The sequence below is a fragment of the Gardnerella sp. KA01000 genome, assembly GCF_049244035.1.
Lineage (GTDB): Bacteria > Actinomycetota > Actinomycetes > Actinomycetales > Bifidobacteriaceae > Bifidobacterium > Bifidobacterium leopoldii.
Map to the genome: position 1 here is coordinate 248842 of NZ_CP058367.1, position 22704 is coordinate 271545.

The following is a 22704-nucleotide window of genomic DNA, read 5'->3' on the forward strand; positions in this document are numbered from 1 at the left end:
GGCGTGTAAAATAAAGGTCGTTTTTTAGGCGAAATCCGGCAGAAACTTTACGTCCGTGTAAAATATAAGGTCGTTTTTTAGGCGAAATCCGGCAGAAACTTTACGTCCGTTGTGCACTTCGCGCGCTGCGCTTTGAGCACTACAGTATGTCAACGCGAAATAGTGGGCAAAAACCTGTATATTAAAATGCTCTGTGGTTGAGTAGTTATCGCAATTTGCGAATTTTCTCTTCCACAGAGCATTTAGTTATTTAGTTATTTGGTTTATTTAGTTTTGTGGTTTATGCTGACTATTTCCCAGCATGTACGCCTTACTTGCGCTTCCTTTTGCGAGCAATAACAGCAATCGCTCCACCTATTGCTACTGCAAATGCTGCAACAGCTCCTGCAGCAGCAATAGCGGCTCCAGTGTTACTCAGATTTGAAGTAGTAACCTTACCGGATGAGTGCCGTGCCGGAGCGTTATTTGCTACGTTCTTCGCGTTGCTTGCATTTTGCTTTACAGAGTCTGAATCAGACTTATTCTCATTAGATTCTTGAGTTTTAGCAGTTTGGGTTTGCTGCTTATTGTCCTTAGAATCTTGCTCTTGTTCCTTCTTGTCGCTTTGATTTTGCTCAGTAGGTTCTTCTGGAAGTTGCTCAGGAAGAACGTCAGGAAGCTTATCAGGAAGCGGTGAAGGAGACGGCAAAGGAGACGGCGTTGGGTTTCCTGTTGGGTTCGCTCCAGCTATGCCTGTTACTTCTGGAGAAGTAGTTTCACCCTTCTTCGATTTCGCAGTGATTTGGGTATTGTCTTTTATCTTATTCGCTGGAATCGTTACTTTACCAGTAGTTGGATCAACTGTTACGCCTTCTGGAGCTTTTCCGTCAAACGTCCACTTGCCGTCCGTTCCTTTCTTCACTCTGATTGTTACGAGTGTAGAAGGAGTGGTATCAGGCGCTGGAGTTGGGGTAGGTGTTGGGGTAGGTGTTGGTGTTGGTGTTGGAACCAACGGGGAACCAGGAATAGAGATTCCAGGTATTTCACCAGCCGCTCCAGTTCCTTCAGGAGTGTATGTAATCTCCATAGAATCAGCGTCAGATGGTGGTGTAACAGTTGCAGAGCCCTGCTCGGCACCATCTTGTGGTGTTACCACAAGTGGCCTGTCTGTTGGGATAGGCGTTGGAGTTGGTGCAGGCTTCTCCTTTTCGCCAACTTTAGCAGTTACCACTTCTGACTTGCTCTTGCCAGTCTTATCGCTACTGTCTTCTGATTGCGCAGTAATAGTGCTACCGTGCTTAATCTTGTTTGCTGGAATCGTAACAACGCCAGTTTGCGGATCAACAGTCACGCCGTTAGGTGCAGAGCCGTCAATCTTCCACTCATGCTTATCGCCTTCAGCAACAACGGTAATCGTTGCGGTTGTTTCACTGCCTTCTGGCGTGTAGGTAATTACAACCTTGTTGACACGAGTATCCGTGAGATCCGGCGTTACGCTAGCGCCACCATTGGTTGGAGTGTCAATCTTTGGCTTAGTAATATTTCCGCCGATAGTAATATTTACACTATCGCCCGTCTTTGCATCATCACCCTTACCATTGGTTGGCGTGAGGGTGACGATAGCACCAGGCTTTTGCTTCGGGATAGTAATAGTGAAGTTGCCATCTTTATCTGCAACGCCACTTCCTATTTCCTTGCCCTTTTCGTCGGTAACAATTACCTTCGCGCCTGGAAGCGTCTTTCCAGTGATGATTTGTTTAGTAGAATCATATGGATTGTCTTTTAGCGTTTGCTTGGTAATCTGCGGAGTCTTAAAGCCGGTTACAGCAGTAGCAGGATCAGATGGTTTATCCGTCTTGTTCTTAGCTACTGCAGTAATAGTGCTACCGTCTTCCAAGTCTTTTGCCGGAATCGTAACAACGCCAGTTTGCGGATCAACAGTTACACCTTCTGGAGTGTCTCCGTCAATCTTCCACGTGCCGTCATCACCCTTCTTGACAATAATTGTCTGTTCTGGCTTTTCTGGACCGTTAAGCGGATTTGGCTTGTCGTTAATCACAATCTTGACAACGTTTTCATCGCCGTGTGGCGGTGTTACAGTTACGTTTCCGCCGTTCTTGTGATCGTCGGTTGGTACCGTAATCTTTGGCTTTTGTGGCTTAGCAGTAACTTTTACTTCTACTGGAGTGCCTTCGTTATTACCCTTGCTTGGAACAAGCTCGAGTTTTGTACCAGGATCCTTCTTATCGATTTCGATAGTGAAGTTTCCGTCTTTGTTGGCATCTCCAGTACCAACAGTATTACCGTCATTGTCTTTGACAGTTACTGTGTTTCCTGGCTGAGTTTTACCAGTAATAGTGGTCTTATCAGGCTTATCCGGTGTGTTCTCGGCTTTGTCATCGTTGATAAATAGCTTGTCTTTATCCACAACGTTTACTTTTACTGTTACATTCACAGGAGTTGTAATATCCGGAATATTTACAACAACAGTTCCAGTTTGCTCACCAGTACTAGACGTTGATGGCTTACCGTTAGTTGCCCAAGTAAATGTGGTTTTCTCAGGGAAGTCACCATTATTGGCAATCATGTCTTTTGGATCCGGCAAAGCGGAGTCTTTTTGCACGTTTACCGTCTTGCCTTTTGGATTTGGCACAACGAGCACGTTGACTGGAATGTCAACATCTGGCTCGCCATCCACCTTAACAGTCACAATTCCTGGCTGGTTGCCAGTCTTTGACGTATCAGGCTTCTTCTTCCAAGAAATACTAGCATCCTTAGGTAGATTATTAATAACATCCTTTGGCTGAGGAGTGGTATCCTTGCCGTCAGTCTTTTGCAGCACGGTTACGTCTTTTCCTTCAGGAGATGCTGTAACAGTAATTTTTACAGTCACTTCTTTAGGCTTTTGTCCTGGAACAGTTACCACAACGTTTACTGTTTTTTCGCCAGTTGTAGATGTGTCTGGCTTGCCAGACTTTCCGTCTTTGCCTGTACCCCAAGTAAAGGTAGTTCCGTCTGGGAACTTATCCTTGTTCTCAATGCTGTTCTTAGGATCAGGATCGCTGTTCTGAATAACGGAGGTGTCCTTTGCCTTAGGCTCAGGAGTTACGTTCACAGTAACTTCTACATCAGCAGAAGTTCCAGGCTTTCCATTTACACCTGGAACAGTGACGGTTATTGTGCCTTTCTTGTTGTTGCCAGACTGTTTAGTATCTGGCTTAGTTTTCCACTCGAACTTAGTGCCCTTAGGGAACTTATTCTTATCGGTAGAATCCTTAATAACATCACTTGCGATTGGGAAATCTGTTCCATTTTGTGGAATGTTCACAATATTCGCTTCTGGCGTTGGCAAAACATTAACCGTTACAGGCACCTCTACAGGGGATTGACCTGGGAGGGTAACAATAATCTTGCTGTTCTTTTTGCCAGTATTGTTAGTGTCCGGTGTATCTTCCTTACTCCACTTGAACTGAGTGCCATCAGGGAATTTACTCTTATCGCTAGAATCCTTAATAACATCCTTAGCTTCTGGCAAATCCTTGCCCTGTAGCACGTTGACTTCAGATGCAGTTGGGTTAACAACGTTAACAGTCACGTCAACTTCTTTAGGAGTATCAGATCCAGGAATAGTAATCTTTACTTTGCCTGTTATGTTGGTACCTTCCGTGTTCGTGTCTGGCTTTTTATCCCACTCAAACTGCGTGCCCTCAGGGAACTTATCCTTATTGGAAATCATGTCTTCTGGCTTAGGTTCCGCACCCTTTGGCACAGTCACACCAGTTTTCGCTTCTGGCGTTGGAGCATTAATAATTACAGGCACGTTGATCACGGTTGTTGATTTATCCGGATATGTAACCGTTACAGGCACCTCAAACTTGCCAGCCTTATCTCCAGTAGGAATCTTCTTAGCATCTTCCTTGTCAATAGAGTAAGTTGGCTTATCTTTTTCGTTTGCTGGCCAAGTAGGAATCGTAACCTTACTTGTAATTTCGCTTTCTTCAGGCTTTCCGCTGTCGATATTCTTTTCAAGTGGTTTAGCTTGTGGATTATGCGTATTAGCATCCGTATCCTTAACAACCACATGAACATTTACAGTGTCACTAGTTCCATCTGGGTAAGTAACAGTAACCGGCACATCGCTTTCGCTTGGAGTATTCGTATTTGGAGGCGTTGTTCCAGTTTGAATGGTTTTGGTCGGTTGCTTTTTTCCACTTGGATAATTAGGCACTCTTACTTGATTAGTAATATCTTCATCGCTAATCTTTTCGCCGTGCTTCTTCGTAAGAGTTTTAGCGGTTGGTTCGTAAGAGTCAGAATCCTTATTCAAGATTGTAACGTTTACGTCCACATCTTCGCTTGTTTTGTCCGGATAAGTTACTGTTACAGTTACCGTGTAAACTCCAGGCTCCGAGCCTTTCGCTGGAATCTTCTTCGCATCCTTGACTTTGTAAGAGATTGTACCTGCATCTCCAGCGAAGTGTGGAACCGTAACCTTACCAATAATGTCATCCTCGCTAATAGTTGAGCCGTAAGGCTTTTCTAGCGTAGAAGACGTTGGTGTGTAAATATCCTTGTCAGTATCCTTAACTACCACTGGAACTTCAAGAACAACTTCTGACCCATCTGGGTAGGTGACCTTAACAGGTACGTTAGTTGTGCCAGTCTTAGTCGTATCAGGCAAGTTGTTTTTGTTTACAAGATTTACTTTTGTTCCCTCTGGAGCAGGCTTGTCCTTAACTGTAGAAGTCTTTACAGCTTTCGTGATTTCATCAGCAGTAGGTGCTGGATCATTACGCTTCTTGCTGATAGCTTCTGCGCTTGGCTTGTAGGTCTCTTTATCTGGATTGCCAACTGTTACAGGAACTTCCACGTGATCCTCAGAACCGTCAGGATACTTCACGGTAACCTTAACGTTTACGGTTCCAGGAGTCTTAGTGTTGATAGGTGTTTGACCATCGTCAACTGTGATTGTTGTATCAGCTGGTGGTTGCTTGTTATCGCCAAACTTGACTTTAGCTTTGATTTCTTCATGAGAAGGAACCTTGCCATTATAGTCAACTTTGATTCCATCAGGCTGCTTTGGCTCATACTTCTTATTCTGAGGCTCGCCAACCTTAACGGTTACTGTTGCGTGATCCGTTGAACCATCGCCATAGGTGATTGTTACAGGAACAGTAAAATCGCCAGCTTTAGTTCCGTCTGGAATGTTACTTGGGTTGTCAATAGCAATATTTGCGCCAGTAGGAAGCGCTGTATCTTTACCCTGCTTATCTTTAAGACTAATGCCTTTATCCTTGCCAACACCAGTAATTTTACCGGATATGTTGTTAGTCTTTGGCTTCGAGTTGTAAGCAAACGTAAGCGTATTGCCTTGTGGGTTGTAGCTCTTGCTCTGTGGTTCGCCAATTTTAACTTTTACTGTTGCGTATCCAATAGAGTTATCGCTATACGTTATCTTTACAGGAACTTCGTATGTGCCAGGTTCAGTTCCGCTAGGAATCTTGGTTTTGTCGGAAATTTCAATTGTTGTATTTCCTGTAGGAACTTTGCCAGTAGGCCAAGATATTCCGCCGCCAGTAGAAGTGCTTGTTATGGAATCTTCTATTTGCTTCTTAGTAGAGCCGTAAGACTTTTCTACAGTGTTAGATTTTGGAATATGTGTTCTACTAAGAGCAGTAGCAATAGTTACAGGAACTACAACTTCCGTCGTGGAACCGTCTGGATAAGTAACAATTGCTGTAACCTTAGAGTTTCCAGAAGTTTTGCCATCTGGTAAAGTCTGACCATCTTTTACAGAAATTACCTGTTTCTTAGTTGGGTCTTTGCTTGTATAGTCAGTTATTATTGCATCTTGAATGTCTTTAACAGTTACTGCGCTATTAAATGGTTTTTTGACTTGCTTTGATGTGGCTTTGTGTTCCTCCGCGCTTGTATATACAGCAATCTGAATAGGGAGTTCAGATTTATTACCAGCCTCGTCTGTTACAGTAACAGTACGGCTCCAATGTTGATCTACTACTTCGTCGGTTGGTGCTGTGCCAGTTATATGCACAATAGCAGGGTTCTTAACACTGTGGTTGCTTGCATTGTCAACTGTTAAATTAGTTTTAGTAATTCCGCAGTCAGTTACATTGTCATTCAAACTTGCGCCGACTATTTTGCCGGTGTTGTCGTGAACTTTCAGTGTAAGATCAAACTTCTCACCGCGATGAACTTTCAGTAAGTAATGATCTTTGCTTCCATGTTTTGCTGTTCCTAGATCAGGCTTTTCAATAACAGGCTTAATAGTATCCGTAACAGTAAGCTTTGATGTAATTTCCTTAGTTGAACCATCTGGGAACGTTATGCGAATTTTAACGTCGCTCTGCTTGCCAGGCTTATTCCAATCTGGTTCTTTAACCCAAGAATACGTGGTACCTTTTGGCAAATCTTTCTTGCTAGTTTCCGAGATACCATCCTCAGCCTTTGGATGATTGTTATTATTGCCGTCAGCAGGAATGTTATGAGTTATATCCTTTGGAGTAATCTTGCTAAACTTATCTGCTTGAGTGTGCACAATAAAACGAATTGGAAGATTAGTTTTATTTCCAGAACCATCAACTGCTACAAGAGTCCTAGAGTACGCTCCGGCAGCCATGCCATTCGGCACATTGCCTGCAATCTTTATAGCTCGAGGATCATTTTCGGAACCAGCGCCTTGCTTTGTTGCAAAATCAGATGTAGTCAAGCCTGTTAATAAACTATTAATATTCAAATCTGTAACTTTGCCACTGTTGTCGGTTGCAGTTATTTTCAGTTCGCACTTGTCACCGTGGTACGTGTCAATCTTTGTGTAACTTGTTTTGCCTTCAGTAACCTTTTCGGTTACTTCAGTCCAAGTGTCACCAGGGCCTTTCTTGTACACCTTTATTACTGGTTTCACTGTATCTTGAACTGTTACAGCTACAGGAATCTCCTTAGTTTCTCCTCCAGGAATGCTGACTTTTACTTTGCCAGGCTTTTCTTTCCCAGTTGAATTGGTTTCAGGTTTAGTAACCCAAGTGTATGTTGTTCCAGAAGGAACATTCTTGCTGTTTTCAAATATCTTCTTAGCATCATCATTAGTAAGTTTATGACCTAAGTCAACGGTAATAGGATTTGCTTTTAGCTCGTAAGGTTGCTTAACTGTTAGTTTCACTTCCTTCTCAGTTTTGTTTCCAGCAGCATCGGTAACTGAGAACTTAAGCTTGTGTTCTCCAACTTCGCTTGCTTTCATGCCGAGTATCGTAATTTTTACTTTGCGATCTTTTGGATTATCTTGTGTTCCTTGATAATCAATCTTCAAACGTGAAAAATCACCATTTACAAGTTTCGCTAACGGAGCTGCAATATTGAAGTCGTCAATTTTAATATCATCTTTTGCTTCAAGATTAAAGCTTAAGTCTTCTCCAACTTTTGCAGTTGCATCGTTTGCTGTAAGTGTTGGCTTTTGTTTATCTTCTGTAGCTTGATGGTTTTCACTTCTATCGGAAGATAAATTGAAGGTATTTGTATGTTTATCCTGAGAATTGTTGTATGAACTGCTTGTAACTGCATACACGTTTCCTGCAGGTATGCCACCAGCTACAGTAATAGTTGCTTTACCGTCTTTGATTTCAGTAGTAGAGCCAATTACGCTACCTTTGGCATCGTATAAGGTAACCGTGTTTGTGGCGTCTGGTATAAACCCAGTGCCGACGTTTACTACTACTTTCTGGTTTTTAATTTTTGCGCGACCGTTCAAATCCGTTTCAATAACAGGTGTTTTCGGCTTAACGTTAAATGTTACAGTAGTGTCTTTGCGGCTACCGTCTGTGTAATTTACTCTGACAGTGTTATTAAATTTGCCAATTGTGCTGGAATTAGGCTCTCCGCCGTACCATTCGACTTTTTGCGGCTTAACTTTATTGCCAGAATTATTTTCGAGTGTTATGTAATCGCTTGGTTGTTTAAGTTTATCCCCAACGGTTACAGCGTTCTCGCTGCCTTTTGGTGCGTGCTCAAAAGCGAGTGGCTTTCTAACTATTACAGGAATGTTCACTAGATGGTAGGATCCATCTGCATATATGATTTTTGATGCGACTTGCAGAGTGTTACGAGAATGTTTGAAATGGCTTTCGGACAGATTTGTCTTTGGTAACTTACCAATAAAGGTTACTGTACCATTGCCGTTGTTACCTTTTCCATCATTGCCTTTTATCTGATTTTCCAGTTCTTTTTCAGTCAGCTTATGACCCCAATCAACAGTAAGTGCATCGGCAGTTGGAGCCTTGTACTTCTGGTTCAGGTTCTTAAGATGTACTGTAACTTTCTTTTCTACTTTGTTTCCAGAAGCGTCGGTTGCAGAGACAGTAACCGTGTAGTCAGTATTTGCTGGCGTATTGCCGTTCTTATATTCAAACTTAATTCTACTAACAACATGGTTGTGATGCTTAGCTTCAGTTGCTTCCATGCCATTACTGTTTTCAGTGACATCGCCCTTACCGTTAGGAAGACCGTTAACTGAGAAGCTATTAACCTTTCCGCTGTCATCTGATGTGCCGAAAGTGATTGTAGGAATATCTCCCTGATATACGGTTATGCTGTTGTTTGAATCGCCAATCTCCTTGCCGTTCAAATACAGCTTTGGAGGGATTTTATCGCTTTTTGTGCGCTTAAGATTTGGTTCACTCCAGCGCTCGCGACCAGAAATAAATGTATATGCGGAGTTAGTAGTAGTTCCATAACTACTCGTATTTGCTAATGTATAAGCATCTTGAATGTCGTCAAGAGTGACTCCTTGACGTAATTTTACTTTGCAATGCATGTGTACTGCGTAGTTGACGTTTATAGTTCTTAAACCAATGCCATAACTGTACTTACTGTAAACACCTTTCAGTGTTGTAGCATTGCTAATGACGCCGTCGCCTGCATTGTTGTGGAAAGTAGCATTCAAATCTTGTCTGTTGCTAGCTCCCATACGTATACCTAAGGTATACAAATAGATAGAACCATTGTGATCATTATCCTTTCCTAAGAAACCAGTGACAAATGATTTATTATTATCTTTTTCGAACAATCTGATGTCGCGTGAAAGAACAGCGTTTGTCATCTGTGGATTAGTTTGATTGCGTTTATAGAAATCAAAGGAAACATCGCTTAATGTGTCACCTTTGTAAGAACCGTCACCTTTTAAATCTGCAATTGCATAAGGAATCTGCCACATATATTGGTGTTGTGTAGAATGGGTGACCATAGATTTACCATCGTTGTTAAAGAACACATCGAAGACTAGGTATTGGTCGCTTCCGTTCTTTTCAAGATGTGCGTACATATCCGATTTCTTAGTGGTGTTATCGTATTCGCCTAAATCGGCTGTTGAACCAGTGTTTCCATTGCTGTTAGCAAAGCGATACCTCTGGAACTCAAGAATATTTGGCGTGTGCAACCAAGGAGTAGTAGTGTCTGCGCTACGCACTTCTTGCGCAAAAGCTGCCGTAGTTGGAGGAAGAAGAATATTAGAGGATACGAGGATTGGCTGACCGCCTAAGCAAGTGGCGGCAGTAAGAACTGTGGCAAGTGTGCTCAATGACACCTTGCGCATGGTAGCAGACGCGGAAGTTGCGTTCGTTTTTGCTGCGTAATATGCGCATGTGTTTGCAAATGCGCTCGTAGCTTTTTTGCTAGAGAGCTTTTTGCGAGTGTTATTTGCCATAGTATTCCCCTTGTTTTGGTTTTAACTTTTACTTCTATGAGTGCGTTTTATTCTAAACTTATGTCCATTTTTTCTATACTTATTCGTTATTTTTTTCATAACGAATACTGGCATAAATATTTATGCGCATACACATAATTCATAATATTATACAGTATTTTATTAAAGTTTATATAATTTTTTTATTATTAGATATATAACAACTTTAAAATTTTCTGCCGGGGGGGGGGGGTGCTCTATGTATAAAATATTGTCATAACGACGGATTATTTAAAATTATCTAAAATTTTATCGTTTTATAGTAATTTATTCGCATATGAATTAATCACGCTTGTAGCGTTTCTTGTGCACATGCTTAAGCAGGTCGTAGCGTGCGTAATTTTCTGGCGTTTGCTGTCGTTTTTGTAGTTTTGGAAAACATTTGCCGGTGATTTTTTCGGCGTTTGCTACTGCAGTAAAGAATCACGTAAGTGATTGTTGATTTAAATATATTTTATACAAGATTTTATATAGTATTTTTGCGTAGAGCATAAAAATGTCAAAATATGTTATGTGTTGACGCTTAATTAATTAATTAATGTTGTATGTGTTGCATGGCTTACATATGTTGTATAATCGCATTGTTTGTCTTATCGTTTGACAATCGAAATTATTTGGAAAGCTTTATGAGCTACATGGAATTGTATCACTTGTATTGCTTTTGCAGATGGAGGGAAAATGGACGAAAATAACCAGCAGGTTCCGCAAGCTCAGCCGGTTCCTCAAGCTCAGCCAGTCCAACAGACTTACACTCAGCCAGTCCAACAGCAGCCTTACGCTCAGCAGCCTCAGCAACCGTATGCTCAGCCTGCTCAACAGCAGCCTTATGCTCAGCAGCCTTATGCTCAGCAGCCTTATGCTCAGCAGCCTCAGCAGCCATATGGTCAGCAACCAATGTATATTCAGCAGGCTCCTGTTTCAGGCTTGGCTGTTGCATCATTAGTTCTTGGAATTATTGGTACCATATTTGCTTGGGTACCTGTATTCACTATTATTTGGTGGGTTTTGGGTATTCTGTCTGTTATTTTTGCTGTTCTTGCAATGCGTAACACCAAGGCTGGTGTTCCAGGTGCCAAGCGTGGTCACGGTATGGCTGTTGCAGGATTGGTTCTTGGAATTATAACTATTATTATTGCTGCTTATATTCAAATTACTGTGGTCAGCAAGATTGATGCCTTTGTTAACGGTGTGAATGATTTGCAGAGCAGCTATTCTCGTTCTTATAATTATTAAATTCGCATAAAGTAATTTTGTAATAATAAGTTCTTTAGTAATAATTAAAAATTTACTTGTAAAGGCGGGTGTTGTGCATCCGCCTTTACTTTTTACCTAACGAAATATGCTTATATAGTAATATATAGTATGCAATTTAAAAGTAGGTGCGCATAAAAGTAGGTGCGTGTAAAACATGTGCGCATTCTAAAAGTAGGTATGCATGCTAAAAGTAGGTGTGTATGATTGCAGGAATAGGGCACGACTTGGTAAACGTTGCGCAGTTTGCTCAGCAGATGCAGGATGGCAACGGTTGGCGTGCGCTGTTTTCTGTGCGAGAGCTTCGACAATGTGATCTTCGTGCGCAAGTGAAGAATGATGAGAAAGCTTTACATATTGCAGCACGTTGGGCTGGCAAAGAAGCTGTGATTAAAGCGTGGTCCGAGGCGTTATGCACAATAAATAACCCTTATCCATATACTCTGGATAACATGCCGTGGGCTAGTATCGAGATTCTTAACGATTCCCATGGTTGCCCGCGCGTTATTCTCAGCTCAGATGTGCATTCGCAACTTGTAAAATCGCTTTTCAGTGCGTCCAGCGAGTGTGTAGATAGTAGTGAGCACGTAGCTAATATTCGTTGGCATATTTCGCTCAGCCATGACGGATTATTAGACGATAATTCAGCTTTCGCATCAGCTGTTGTAATGCTTGAAGTCTTATAAGAAAAGATACAATATAAGAAAAATATGTTTTGTGCACTTGTGTCGATGTCACAAGCATCTGTATACTTGAACGAGTCGATATTTGTGCGTGAATATTTCGTGCAAGTATGGTGCGTAATTGCGGACGTAGCTCAATGGTAGAGTCTCAGTCTTCCAAACTGATTACGCGGGTCCGATTCCCGTCGTCCGCTCCATTTTTATTTTTACTTTACGTTTTGCAATTCTCTTTTTAATGGTTTATTTATTTCAGTTTTTTGTAAAAATCACATATTTTTGCATATTATTTTCACATTTCTATTGAATTTATGCTTGTTATTAGGGTGCTATTGCTATGGTAGTAGCGGAGAAACACGTAAAAAACATGTCTGGAGGACTCGTGGGACAGATTATCGTACGTGTATTAGCTGGATTAGTGTCGGCTGCTACTGCTTTCACTATGAATGTCATTGCGCCGCAAAAATCTTCATCGATTGAACATGTGAATACTAATGTGCATGCAAATGTGCGTGCTAATGTGCATACCAAAAGTGTTGTTAAGCCTATTATTCAATCACATTCTGGCACTGTGTATCAAAGCTCGTTTATTGATAATGAGTATGGTGCGCATTGGAGCGATGCTGATGGTACTACGGCTTTTATCGATGGAAATGATGATGTGTTCGTCAATAACGCTAAGGCGGTTATTGACGTTTCTGAGCATCAAAAAGAAATTGATTGGGATGCTGTAAAAGCTTCTGGAGTAGATGGTGCGATTATTCGTATTAGCTATGGCTGGGATAATGGATATGACAAGCAAGCTTTGCGCAATATTAGCGAATGCAAGCGTCTTGGTATTCCATTCGGCATTTACATGTATTCCTATGCTGAAAAAGCTGAAGATGGTGCTGCTGAAGGCGCCGACATTGTAAATCTTTTACAGGGTGCTGGAGTAAGTCCTCAAGATTTAACGTATCCTGTTTATTACGATTTGGAAAAGTGGAGCTGGAGTGGTCATAAACCACCAACATCCCCATATGTTTACCAGGATATTGTTGCTTCCTGGTGGAATCAGTTAGTTTCTGCAGGCTACCATAAGCTCGGCGTTTACTCTTATACAAATTATTTGAGAGGACCATTAAATTCTCAGTATATTCACGAGCGTACAAGCTGGGTTGCTAGCTACGGTTCTCGTGTAGGCTTCCCTATTTCTACAGCATTGCGCGGATGGCAGTACACTTCCGACGGCAGCGTTGACGGAATTGATGGTCGCGTTGATTTGAACGCATTTGGCATGGCTGATGGCAGCGAAATCAATGGTGTTTCTGAGTTTGGTAACACGATTACTAACACCAGCACAAATTCTTCGCAAGAAGTTGGAGACGGCTGGAAAGTAAGTAAGAAAGCAAATCGCCGCGATCTTTGGACCAACGGAGATAAAAGCTTTATTCTTCAGTACGAATTGCGCGACTCCTACTATGGTCACGGCGGTTACGCTCGTCTTGGTGCTCCTGTTGCAGACGAAGAAAACTTGGGAGGCGGCTGGTGGCGTCAGCGTTGCCAGCATGGCGACGTGTTTACGCAGGGTCGAGATAAGAAGTACGTGATTCAGTATGAATTGCGCGACTCTTACTACAAGCATGGTGGCTATGGTCGTCTTGGCGCTCCTGTTGCCGATGAGGAGAATATGGGTGCTGGCTGGTGGCGTCAGCGTTGCCAGCATGGCGACGTGTTTACGCAGGGTCGAGATAAGAAGTACGTGATTCAGTACGAATTGCGCGACTCTTACTACAAGCACGGCGGGTTCACTCGTCTTGGTGCTCCTGTTGCAGACGAAGAAAACTTGGGAGGCGGCTGGTGGCGTCAGCGTTGCCAGCATGGCGACGTGTTTACGCAGGGTCGAGATAAGAAGTATGTAATTCAGTATGAATTGCGTGACTCTTACTACAAGCATGGTGGCTATGGTCGTCTTGGTGCTCCTGTTGCCGATGAGGAGAATATGGGTGCTGGCTGGTGGCGTCAGCAATGCAAGAACGGTGACGTTTGGACGCACGGCAAAGACATTAAGTACGTGATTCAGTTCGAGTTACGCGACTCTTACCAAGGGCATCGTGGTGCTGCTTGGCTTGGCGCTCCTGTTGCCGAAGAGGAAAACATGGGTGCTGGCTGGTGGCGTCAGCGTTGCCAGAATGGTGACGTTTGGACGCATGGTAAGGATAAGAAGTTTGTTCTTATGTTCAATCTTCGTAAAGATTACTACGCTCGCGGCGGCTTCGAAAAGCTCGGTGCTCCTGTTGAAGATGAGCATTATGACGGTAATGGTATTTGGCGTCAAACTTGCCAAAAGGCTACATTGCAAGCTAAGTAATTAAGTCTACTAGCTAAAGTGGCCGGTGTGCTCAACAGCATGCTGGCCATTTTTATATAGTTTATTTTACATTTTGTTTCATGTTGCGCGAGTTTTATTTTCGATATTCTTTAGTATCGTCTATGAGTTTTGACTGACGTTCTTGTTCTTTTGTTTTGACGAGGCTGGAAAATTTGTGTTTGCTCTTATAGCGCTCGTACACTTTGCGTGTACTCGCTGCTGAGCTTGCGTTGAAAGCACACCGTGCTTTCAACGCAAGCTCACGCTCCGAGTTGCCTTCGCGCACTACGCTTTAAGCGCTACGGCAGGTCGTCGCGCAAATCAGCGACCAATCGTAAATAAATCACTCCACTTAAGGAATAAATCAGGGTTTACGTTTTGTATATCTGCAGACGGCTCAGTATGATTACTGAATACTAATAAACCAACTATTACAATAGTTACCGCTGCACAAAGCACAGCTGGAATATACAAACGCAAAGACGATTGCTCAGTAATTGCACAATCTTTTTCACAAGTAATATCAATATCTTTGCTATAAGGCTTAACTCTGTGAAGCATACTCATTATTGCAATCAAAATGAATATAATAATCGAATCGCAATAGTAGCGGTACAAATTGCCGCCTAAACAGTAGTTAAGATACAGCAGCAAGAAGGATGCTACTAATCCAACAACTGTCATAATATACTCAATTTTTTGCATAAACTTACGTCTTAATGTAAACATCCACCAGAAGAGTGGAATCATCATAAGACCGAAAATCATATGCGTGTAGAAAGAATTTCCATAACCTTGATTATTTGCCCAAGGTATAGAGATATATGGGAAATTTTCCGAAATATTAAAAGGTTTTAAGAAATAATTAAGGAAAATATCGCGAATCTTAGTAGGGTCAAAAGATTTACTATTAAATCGCAAATCGAAATTAGTAAGTTGCTCTTCATTGCCAAAATTAAAGAAAGACTTAAAACGCAAGTAGTTATAAGCTAATATTCCAGCTACACCTACGATTGCAGGAACAAGGAAGCTTGAAGCCGCAGCAACGCGATTTGCAATACTTCGTTTCGCGTCAAATAATAGCGCAATAAACAGCGGTGCTATAAAAGCAACAACTGGAATGCACGCGTTTGGCCTTGATCCACACTGTAAAGCAAGACTTATGCCAGCGAGCGCAAAAAGCGTGTATCCAGCGCGCGGATGAGTTGCGTGAAGTCGCACAGCTTTAAGAGAAGCGTATACGAATAAGATCCCGAACAGTATTGCGCTAAGCAGAGGCATATAGTAAAGGGATGCTGAAGATTGCAAGTAGAAGATTAAGCATCCAAATGGGAAGGCTGCTGCAGAAAGCAAAAACAGGCAGTAATTGGTACGTATTGCAAAGAATTCAACAACTTCTCTAAGAAGCGCGAACATAGACGGAATAATCGCAACTGCAAATATTGTAACAACTAATATTGCGGAAGGAACTGCATGTGGGAAGAGCAGATTAAAAGGCAAGTAAGTGAGCAGGAATGGTACTATGCCAAAGTAGCAGTAGTAATGATTGTTGTGGAATACCACATCCCAAGGTATGGATACTCCTTTAGAACCCAAGTCCATGCGTTGACCCCAACTAAACGGGTTTGCGGATTCTACTAATTCTTTAGGTGGCTGCTGCAGCAGAGCCAAAGAGTTTGATTTCCAAGCTTTAAGCTGCTCAGTGTACGGATTTCCGTTGACGCGATCGTATAAGTCAGACGGGAATGGCACTCGTATGCCGTGGCCGTGATATACAACAAAGCACAGGTAGAGCGAGAATCCCATAAGCATTGCGCATACTGCCCAAAAAACTATATTTTGTGCAAGATTGTGGCGGTCGTAGTTAAGCAAATACCACTTTTTCTTGTATACCAAGAATATAAGTGAGCTTGCAACGAAAAGTATTGCCCACATTCCAAAGTTTATGTGCAGCGCAAAAGGCGGATTTACTGTTACAGCTTTGAGTGTAAAAGGAGCTCCTGTTTGGTTGAAGTGTAAGCGAATTTTATAAGCGTCTCCGTGGCTTTCAAATCGAAGTGTTCTAGTGTTGTGTTTTCCTGTAGACATTTGGAAAGAGTCTGCTAGAGTGTACGCGTTTGGAGCTATGCCGAAGTCTTCGATCTCAACAGTTCCTGTAACTAGTGTTACTGGTTTTGTTTGCTCTAACTCAATTTTTATAGCTTTAGTAGCGGAGTTGATGTCGCTTAATATTACATCTGATCCAGAAGTTGGAATATTTATTGTATTTCCAACTATATGAGCTTGATCTTTAGTTTCTTTTTTGCCTGTTTGCGCATTATAGCTGCTGGAGTCTGGTATTGATGCGTTAACTAGAGCAAGTTGTTTTTCTGCATAATTTTTAGAACTATAGGAAAGATATAGATTACTGAAGAAGAAAATAGTAACAAGTCCAGTAATTACAAATATTGTTATAAAGGGTAATATTTTGCGCAATAATGCGTGGGTTTTTAAAAAGTTTTGCGTATTTTGCATAGATGGCATTATTTTTAGTAGAAAACTCTGCATTATGCGCGTACTTTTTTCGTTTGTGCTGTTTTCATGCATTTCGCTTTTTGTCGCTATTGCTGCCACTATTTACCCCACATTATTGTGCGTATCGGTTCTAAAATCTGTTACTTTTAAAGCAAGTATATTGCAAACGCATGGCAAGTAGCGCGAATACTTACCGCTTTATGTATTTTACGATCAATGACAATGAATGTAATGCGTATACTTGTTACATTCCAGAGTTTAAGCATGATCAGTGCATATAAGGGTTAGTTTCAATATCTTGCTCAATTGCTTCAATAGTATGTTTGTTATTAAGTAACTCACGGCTTACATGCTGCAAGTGCGAAACCATATCTGAAGGAAGCTGATAAATATTCCCATAATAATTGAAGAGAATTTTTTCTGCTTTATTAGGTACTAAAATTGCGAATTTTTCAAATTCTTCTTGCCTAAGCGGGAACATATCCTCATATTGCGATGTGTATATTAATTCAGAATCGACGTTATCAAGCCCGTAAATAATATTGCACTCGTTGCTAGTAACGTCATCTGCAATAATATTTTCACTTTTTGCAATATTTTGATATTTGGTGAAAGTATTTTCTATTTCGCCACTAAACTCTTCGCCATCTTCCAAGTATCCGTTTGCGTGCCATTTATTATAAAAAGGTTTAGATTTCAAATCTTTTTTTAATTCTTCACGAATTTCAATAAACCTTTTCTTAGTATGCTCATCGTATTTAGGCATGTAATCGTAGAAGAAAATATCAATGAAGCTGGGGTCTTCAGAATTTTTGTATCGCAATCTAAGCTGCCTGCAGAAAACGTAAGGGTCAAATATAAGCACTGCGCGATAGCGTTTAGACAACTTTTCATCTTTTTTAAGCAATTCAAGAAGCCTATCTACATCGCTTCGCATCATTCCTAAATCTGTATCGTCATCCCAAGGAATAAATCCGCGATGGCGAATAGTGCCAAGCAAAGTACCAAAATCAGCCCAATATTGCAAATTATATTCTTTAGCAAACGTTGCAAATTCATTTAAAAGCGAAGCGCAACCGCGTTGAATAAGTCGCACTGAACCAGTTGCCTGAGGAAGACTATAGTAAAAACGCTTGCGAGCATCAAAATCGCTTTCGTTGTCATTGCGATAGTTTGCCCAAGCTAAGAGAGAAGCGTGCTCTCGATTCGTAAGTATGTCAACGTGCATATTGCGTTGGTTTTCAAGAATGCGTGGCAATTGCTCGTCTAACACGCATTGCATGCGATCTATGCTGTTCTGTAAATCGCTAACTTGCGCTCTAAGATCTTTTATTGAACGTTTTGATGAAGGACAATGCTCAATAAATTTGCGCATTAGCTTACGAAATACAGACGCCATACTTACACCTTCTGTTGCTTTCTCTCACTTTTACTAGCAAAAGTCATATGGTTACTCATTATATACGTTTTGTTGCTTGCAAGCGACCTATTCTTTACGCGGCTGCGCAGTTTCGGTCGGATTCTTGCTAAAAAGCGACATAAACTTTACATGCTTGCGCAGTTTCGGTCACTTTAGCTGCGCGTTGTTCAAAATAAAAATTTAATAGCTATTTTTGAACACTTGTTGTATAATGAACAAAATACCAACACAAGCGAGGCTCGCATGGCTATCAATCACAACGAATTTAAGCTTCTTACAACGCTATTAAATAACAAAAACAGAAGTGCGCAATTAAGCCAGCGAGACATAGCCTCGCAATCAGGAATTTCACTCGGAACTGTTAATTCAGCAATAAAAAGCGCAGAAAATAAAAATCTTATTGAAATAACAAACGAATTGCGCATCACTGAAGAAGGCATGAAATCTCTTGAACCATATAAAGTACGCAACGCTATTATTATGGCAGCAGGCTTTTCTTCAAGATTTTCTCCTATTTCATACGAGATACCTAAAGGATTAATCAAAGTTCGAGGAGAAGTTCTTATTGAACGCCAAATCAAGCAACTTAACGAAGCTGGGATTAACGATATAACAATTGTTGTTGGCTACAAGCAAGAGCAATTTTTCTACTTAGAAGACGCTTTTAACGTAAAAATCGTGCCCAATAGCGAGTACAGCACGCGCAATAACAACAGTTCAATTATGGCAGTAGCAAACCAGTTATCGAACACTTATATTTGCTCATCCGACAATTATTTCGACGAAAATCCATTTGAAAAATACGTTTGGAAAGCTTATTATTCCGCGCAATTCCAGCAAGGATACACTAAAGAATGGTGCATGACTTGCGGAGCGCATGATCGCATTACAAAAGTCACGATTGGCGGAAGTAACGCTTGGTACATGATTGGTCACGTATATTTTGACGAAGCATTTTCTAAACGATTTATGCAAATTCTTCGTGAAGAATACGATTTGCCACAAACTGCAGGAAAACTTTGGGAAGATATTTTTATTGAACACATTGACGAACTCGACATGCAAATACGCAAGTACGATACGCCAATTATTCACGAATTTGATTCTATTGATGAGCTACGCGAATTTGATCCACTTTTCCTAGAAAATATTGATAGCGCAATTTTTGACCATATCACTCAAACACTTAACTGCAAAAAATCCGATATTCATAACGTTTATCCGCTTAAAAAAGGTCTTACTAATTTATCTTGCCATTTTTCGGTTGACAATAGCGAATACGTTTATAGGCATCCTGGCATTGGAACAGACGTGCTTATTAACAGACAAGCTGAAGCTGAAGCTTTGCAATTGGCTCAAAAACTTGGTTTAGATGGCACTTTTATTACAGCAGACGCTAAAGAAGGTTGGAAGATTTCACGATTTTTGCCAGATTGCCATATTGCAAATATGCACGATCCTAACCAATTACAGGAAAGCTTGAAATTAGTTCGTTCTTTGCATGAAAGTAACGAAAGCGTGCATCGCAACTTTGATTTTTACGCAGAATCTCAGCGCTATATGAAAGAACTTAATGATAGAAATGTAGAAATACCGCCAAAAATCATCGACCTAAGTGTTTTAGCTGACGAGCTTCATAACTTTGTAATTACTCAAGACGGCTCGCATACTTGCCTTTGCCATAATGACATACTAGGCGCAAATATTCTAATAGATCAAAACAATCGCTATCATCTTATCGATTGGGAATATGCTGGAATGTCTGATTACGCTCAAGATTTTGGTACTTTATGTGTTTCAGACGAATTCAATAACACCGAAATAAGCGAAGCAATGCCTATTTATTTAGCGCATACTCCATCTACGCAAGAAAAGCGTCATTTATTGGCTTATATAGGATTTGCAGGATGGTGCTGGCATTTGTGGTCACTTGTTAAACAAGCAGAAGGCGAAAATATAGGAACTTGCATGTACACGTATTACAGCTATGCGAAACGATATATTAACGAAGCTTTAAAAGCTTATGAAAATAATAAATAAATCGACAAACTAATAACAAGCAAGTGAAAGCTAAATAAGCAGCATATAAACAAGCAGAAACAAATCACAAACATCTTCTAACAAGCAAGTAGGTATTTATGAAATATTCGTTTCTAAGTGGACTTTTATGGGGAGTAGATACAGCTCTTCTAGCTCTTTTAACTGCATCATTCGTATTTACAAATAACACATCATACGAAAACAACACTGCTCTAGTAATCTTCACAGGAATTATTGGCGCATTACTTCACGATATTGTATGCGCAATACTCATATGGACTTATATAAGTGTTAGAAAAAAGTGGAATAAAACTTTTGAAATACTAAAAAAGCCAAAAATTCTCACGCCTATTATCATCGGATCCTTACTTGGCGGGCCTATTGGCATGAGCGGATATGTTTTAGCAGCAAGCAATATAGGAGCTGGGTATGCTGCAGCGATTTCCGCACTATATCCTGCTTTTGGAGCAGTTCTTTCCGCAATCGTGCTAAAAGAACGTTTAAGTGTAAAAAAATACGCAGCTTTTACTTTAGCTCTTATAGCAGTAGGAGTACTTGGATATTATTCATGCTCTGATGCGCAAAATACACTAAGCTCTGCAAACATTACAAACACACTATTAGGGTTAGCTGGAGCATTTTTAAGCGTAATCGGCTGGGGAAGCGAAGCTGTAGTATGCGCTTGGGCCGCTAGAAAGCAAAGCGTAGACGACGAAATAATCTTACACATTCGAGAAACAGTATCTGCTATTTCTTACACGATAATCGCGTTAATGCTATGCTTCACAGCCAATATTTCAGCGAGTAGCATATTTGCGTCCTCTAAGCTTTTAGGAACTATACCAATGCTAATTGCAATAGGCTTACTTGGAACAGGGTCATATTTAAGCTATTATCGCGGAATTGCACAAGTAGGAGCCTCTCGCGCAATGGCAGCAAACGTCACATACGCTGCATGGGGAATGATTGCATCTTCCATAATTTACCAAACAATGCCATCAATTATTGCTTGGGTTTGCTGCATTACTATTATTTGCAGCACGATTTTCGTAGCGCGAAAGTAGCATATCGAAACCTCGCGCGGCAAACGGAATCATAAGCAAGTATGCTGGCAAAATATATTGCGACTGTGCTTCCCAAACAAGATACAAAACAGCCATTCCTAAGACAATAACAAGCGGAGTAAAATATTCGCAAGAAATTGACTTTTTCTTTCGTAGAGCTACGCATAAGAATAGTGCGGTAAAAGCAACAAGCATAAATTGAAGAGCGTCTAAGAAAGTAAATGTAATAATATTAAGCTTTCCAGAATAAAGCGATCTTAAAACAGGATTCATTTTGCGATCAAGCAAAACTGGTCTATTTGGACCATTCCACTTCCAACTACTTGCAAGTAAAGATTCGTAAGTAGGTTCAAGCCATTCTCCAGCAAATTTTTTAGTGACAAAACTAAAGGCATCACCCGGATTATTTGCGAAATGCCTAAGATTATTGCGCAATAATTCCGTAGATTCTTTCTTAATATCATCTTTGTTATACGTTTTAACGTCAAAGCTCGTAGGATACCCGTTATACCATCCAGGATTATTTGGACCTATTTTGCGAGAGGGATCTGTTGCCATTGCAAGCCAAACAGTAGAAGGCAAACCATCTTTTGCATTATGTCCGAAAGAATTAGCTGAACTTGCCACAGCAACATTACTTAAAGCAAAGAACACAATGGCAAGCAATACGCAAACAGCGTGTTCCCACTTTTTAGAGCGCAAAGCCGACACAATCCACACGACAATCATGCCAATTAAGCAATAAGCCATAGTTGACTTAAGCAATATAGCAAAGAACATGCAAATCAACGACTGAACCGCATTAAGCCAACTTCCACTTTTAATATTTTTAGCATGAAAAATGAGCGCGCCAAAAACAAACGGTAAGCAAACAGTATTGCCATACGCAAAAGTCGCGTAAAAAATCATAGGCAAAAAAGCTGCATACAAAAGCAAAGAAAGAATAGTTACATTCTTATTACGGAACAACAAATTTACGTAGTATGCAATAAGAATTCCAGTAATAGCAGCGCATAACACGTTCAATACTTCAAAAGCAAGGTACGCGTTAGAGCCAAAAACGATTACCAAAAATCGCATAAGAGAAAGAAGAGGGAATTGGAATGGGAATCTAGTGAAGTAACCGCCCGGGCAAATAATCCACGATAATTCCGACGTATCAGTAGCGCAATTTATAGGTTTTCGATTAGGATCCGCATAATATTGCGCCGCGCTAAACATATAAGCAGGATCCCATTCAGGCCAAGCACGAGTAACTTTTATCCACAAAAATCCCAATACAAGTACATAAGCAAAAACTGCTGCAGCAAAGTATCGAATACGGATTTTATCAAAAACATGCCGTTTCTTTAAAAACACGAAAATAAAGAATAATAAAGCACTTAAAATGAGTACAAATGGCGACTGAAACCATAAAAACTCAAGTCTGTATTCTCCGGGGAAAAGATGAGCAGAAAGAATTAAACTCAGTAATGCTAACGCGCTGAAAAATACAGCTGAACACCATACAATAGCATTGCTAAAAAAGCGCCCGAGCATTACGCTTACATGCTGAAAACGCTCAATCATACTTTTTGAACCTCTCTTTAAAAATTGCTTTTATAAAGTGCCTTCACGAAATTGTATTTATAAAATTATATTTACAAAGGCTGTAT

9 protein-coding genes and 1 tRNA gene are annotated in these 22704 nt (G+C 40.8%); 6 read left to right on the forward strand and 4 right to left on the reverse strand.

Annotation, left to right across the window (positions count from 1 at the left end):
- Nucleotides 1-310: 310 nt before the first annotated feature.
- A complete protein-coding gene (locus HXT58_RS00940; RefSeq protein ID WP_421775638.1) occupies nt 311-9691 on the reverse strand; it encodes a Rib/alpha-like domain-containing protein in 9381 nt (3126 codons plus the stop codon).
- 717 nt (nt 9692-10408) lie between these two features.
- On the opposite strand from HXT58_RS00940, the gene HXT58_RS00945 reads away from it, so the two are divergent.
- The 4 genes from HXT58_RS00945 (at nt 10409) to HXT58_RS00960 (ending at nt 14011) form a co-directional block, all read left to right on the forward strand.
- Nucleotides 10409-10963, forward strand: a complete 555-nt coding sequence (locus HXT58_RS00945; RefSeq protein ID WP_421775639.1) for a DUF4190 domain-containing protein — start codon at nt 10409-10411, stop codon at nt 10961-10963.
- Nucleotides 10964-11184: 221 nt separating this feature from the next.
- On the forward strand, nt 11185-11667 hold the full coding sequence (locus HXT58_RS00950) for a holo-ACP synthase (RefSeq protein WP_004106305.1): 483 nt from the start codon (nt 11185-11187) through the stop codon (nt 11665-11667).
- Between the two features lie 120 nt (nt 11668-11787).
- Nucleotides 11788-11861 (forward strand) — tRNA-Gly (locus HXT58_RS00955).
- A 137-nt stretch (nt 11862-11998) separates the two neighbouring features.
- Nucleotides 11999-14011 (forward strand): GH25 family lysozyme, encoded by a 2013-nt coding sequence (locus HXT58_RS00960; RefSeq protein ID WP_421775640.1) that lies wholly within the window; start codon nt 11999-12001, stop codon nt 14009-14011.
- A gap of 321 nt (nt 14012-14332) precedes the next feature.
- Here the strand turns inward: HXT58_RS00960 and HXT58_RS00965 are convergent, their stop codons facing one another.
- Nucleotides 14333-16525, reverse strand: coding sequence for a hypothetical protein (locus tag HXT58_RS00965; protein WP_410299600.1), 2193 nt, complete (start codon nt 16523-16525; stop codon nt 14333-14335).
- A gap of 268 nt (nt 16526-16793) precedes the next feature.
- Nucleotides 16794-17924: a LicD family protein gene (locus HXT58_RS00970; RefSeq protein ID WP_410295789.1), complete on the reverse strand. Its 1131-nt coding sequence runs from the start codon at nt 17922-17924 to the stop codon at nt 16794-16796.
- 264 nt (nt 17925-18188) lie between these two features.
- Here HXT58_RS00970 and HXT58_RS00975 point away from each other — a divergent pair, with 264 nt between their 5' ends.
- Together HXT58_RS00975 and HXT58_RS00980 are read left to right on the forward strand one after the other, a co-directional pair.
- A complete protein-coding gene (locus tag HXT58_RS00975; RefSeq protein WP_415706267.1) occupies nt 18189-19985 on the forward strand; it encodes a phosphotransferase in 1797 nt (598 codons plus the stop codon).
- Between the two features lie 98 nt (nt 19986-20083).
- Nucleotides 20084-21049 carry an EamA family transporter gene (locus HXT58_RS00980; protein ID WP_174191613.1) on the forward strand — a complete coding sequence of 322 codons (966 nt, stop codon included), beginning with the start codon at nt 20084-20086 and terminating at the stop codon, nt 21047-21049.
- Here the strand turns inward: HXT58_RS00980 and HXT58_RS00985 are convergent.
- A complete protein-coding gene (locus HXT58_RS00985) occupies nt 20984-22618 on the reverse strand; it encodes a glycosyltransferase family 39 protein (protein WP_415706269.1) in 1635 nt (544 codons plus the stop codon). The genes HXT58_RS00980 and HXT58_RS00985 overlap by 66 nt on opposite strands.
- Nucleotides 22619-22704: the final 86 nt, after the last annotated feature.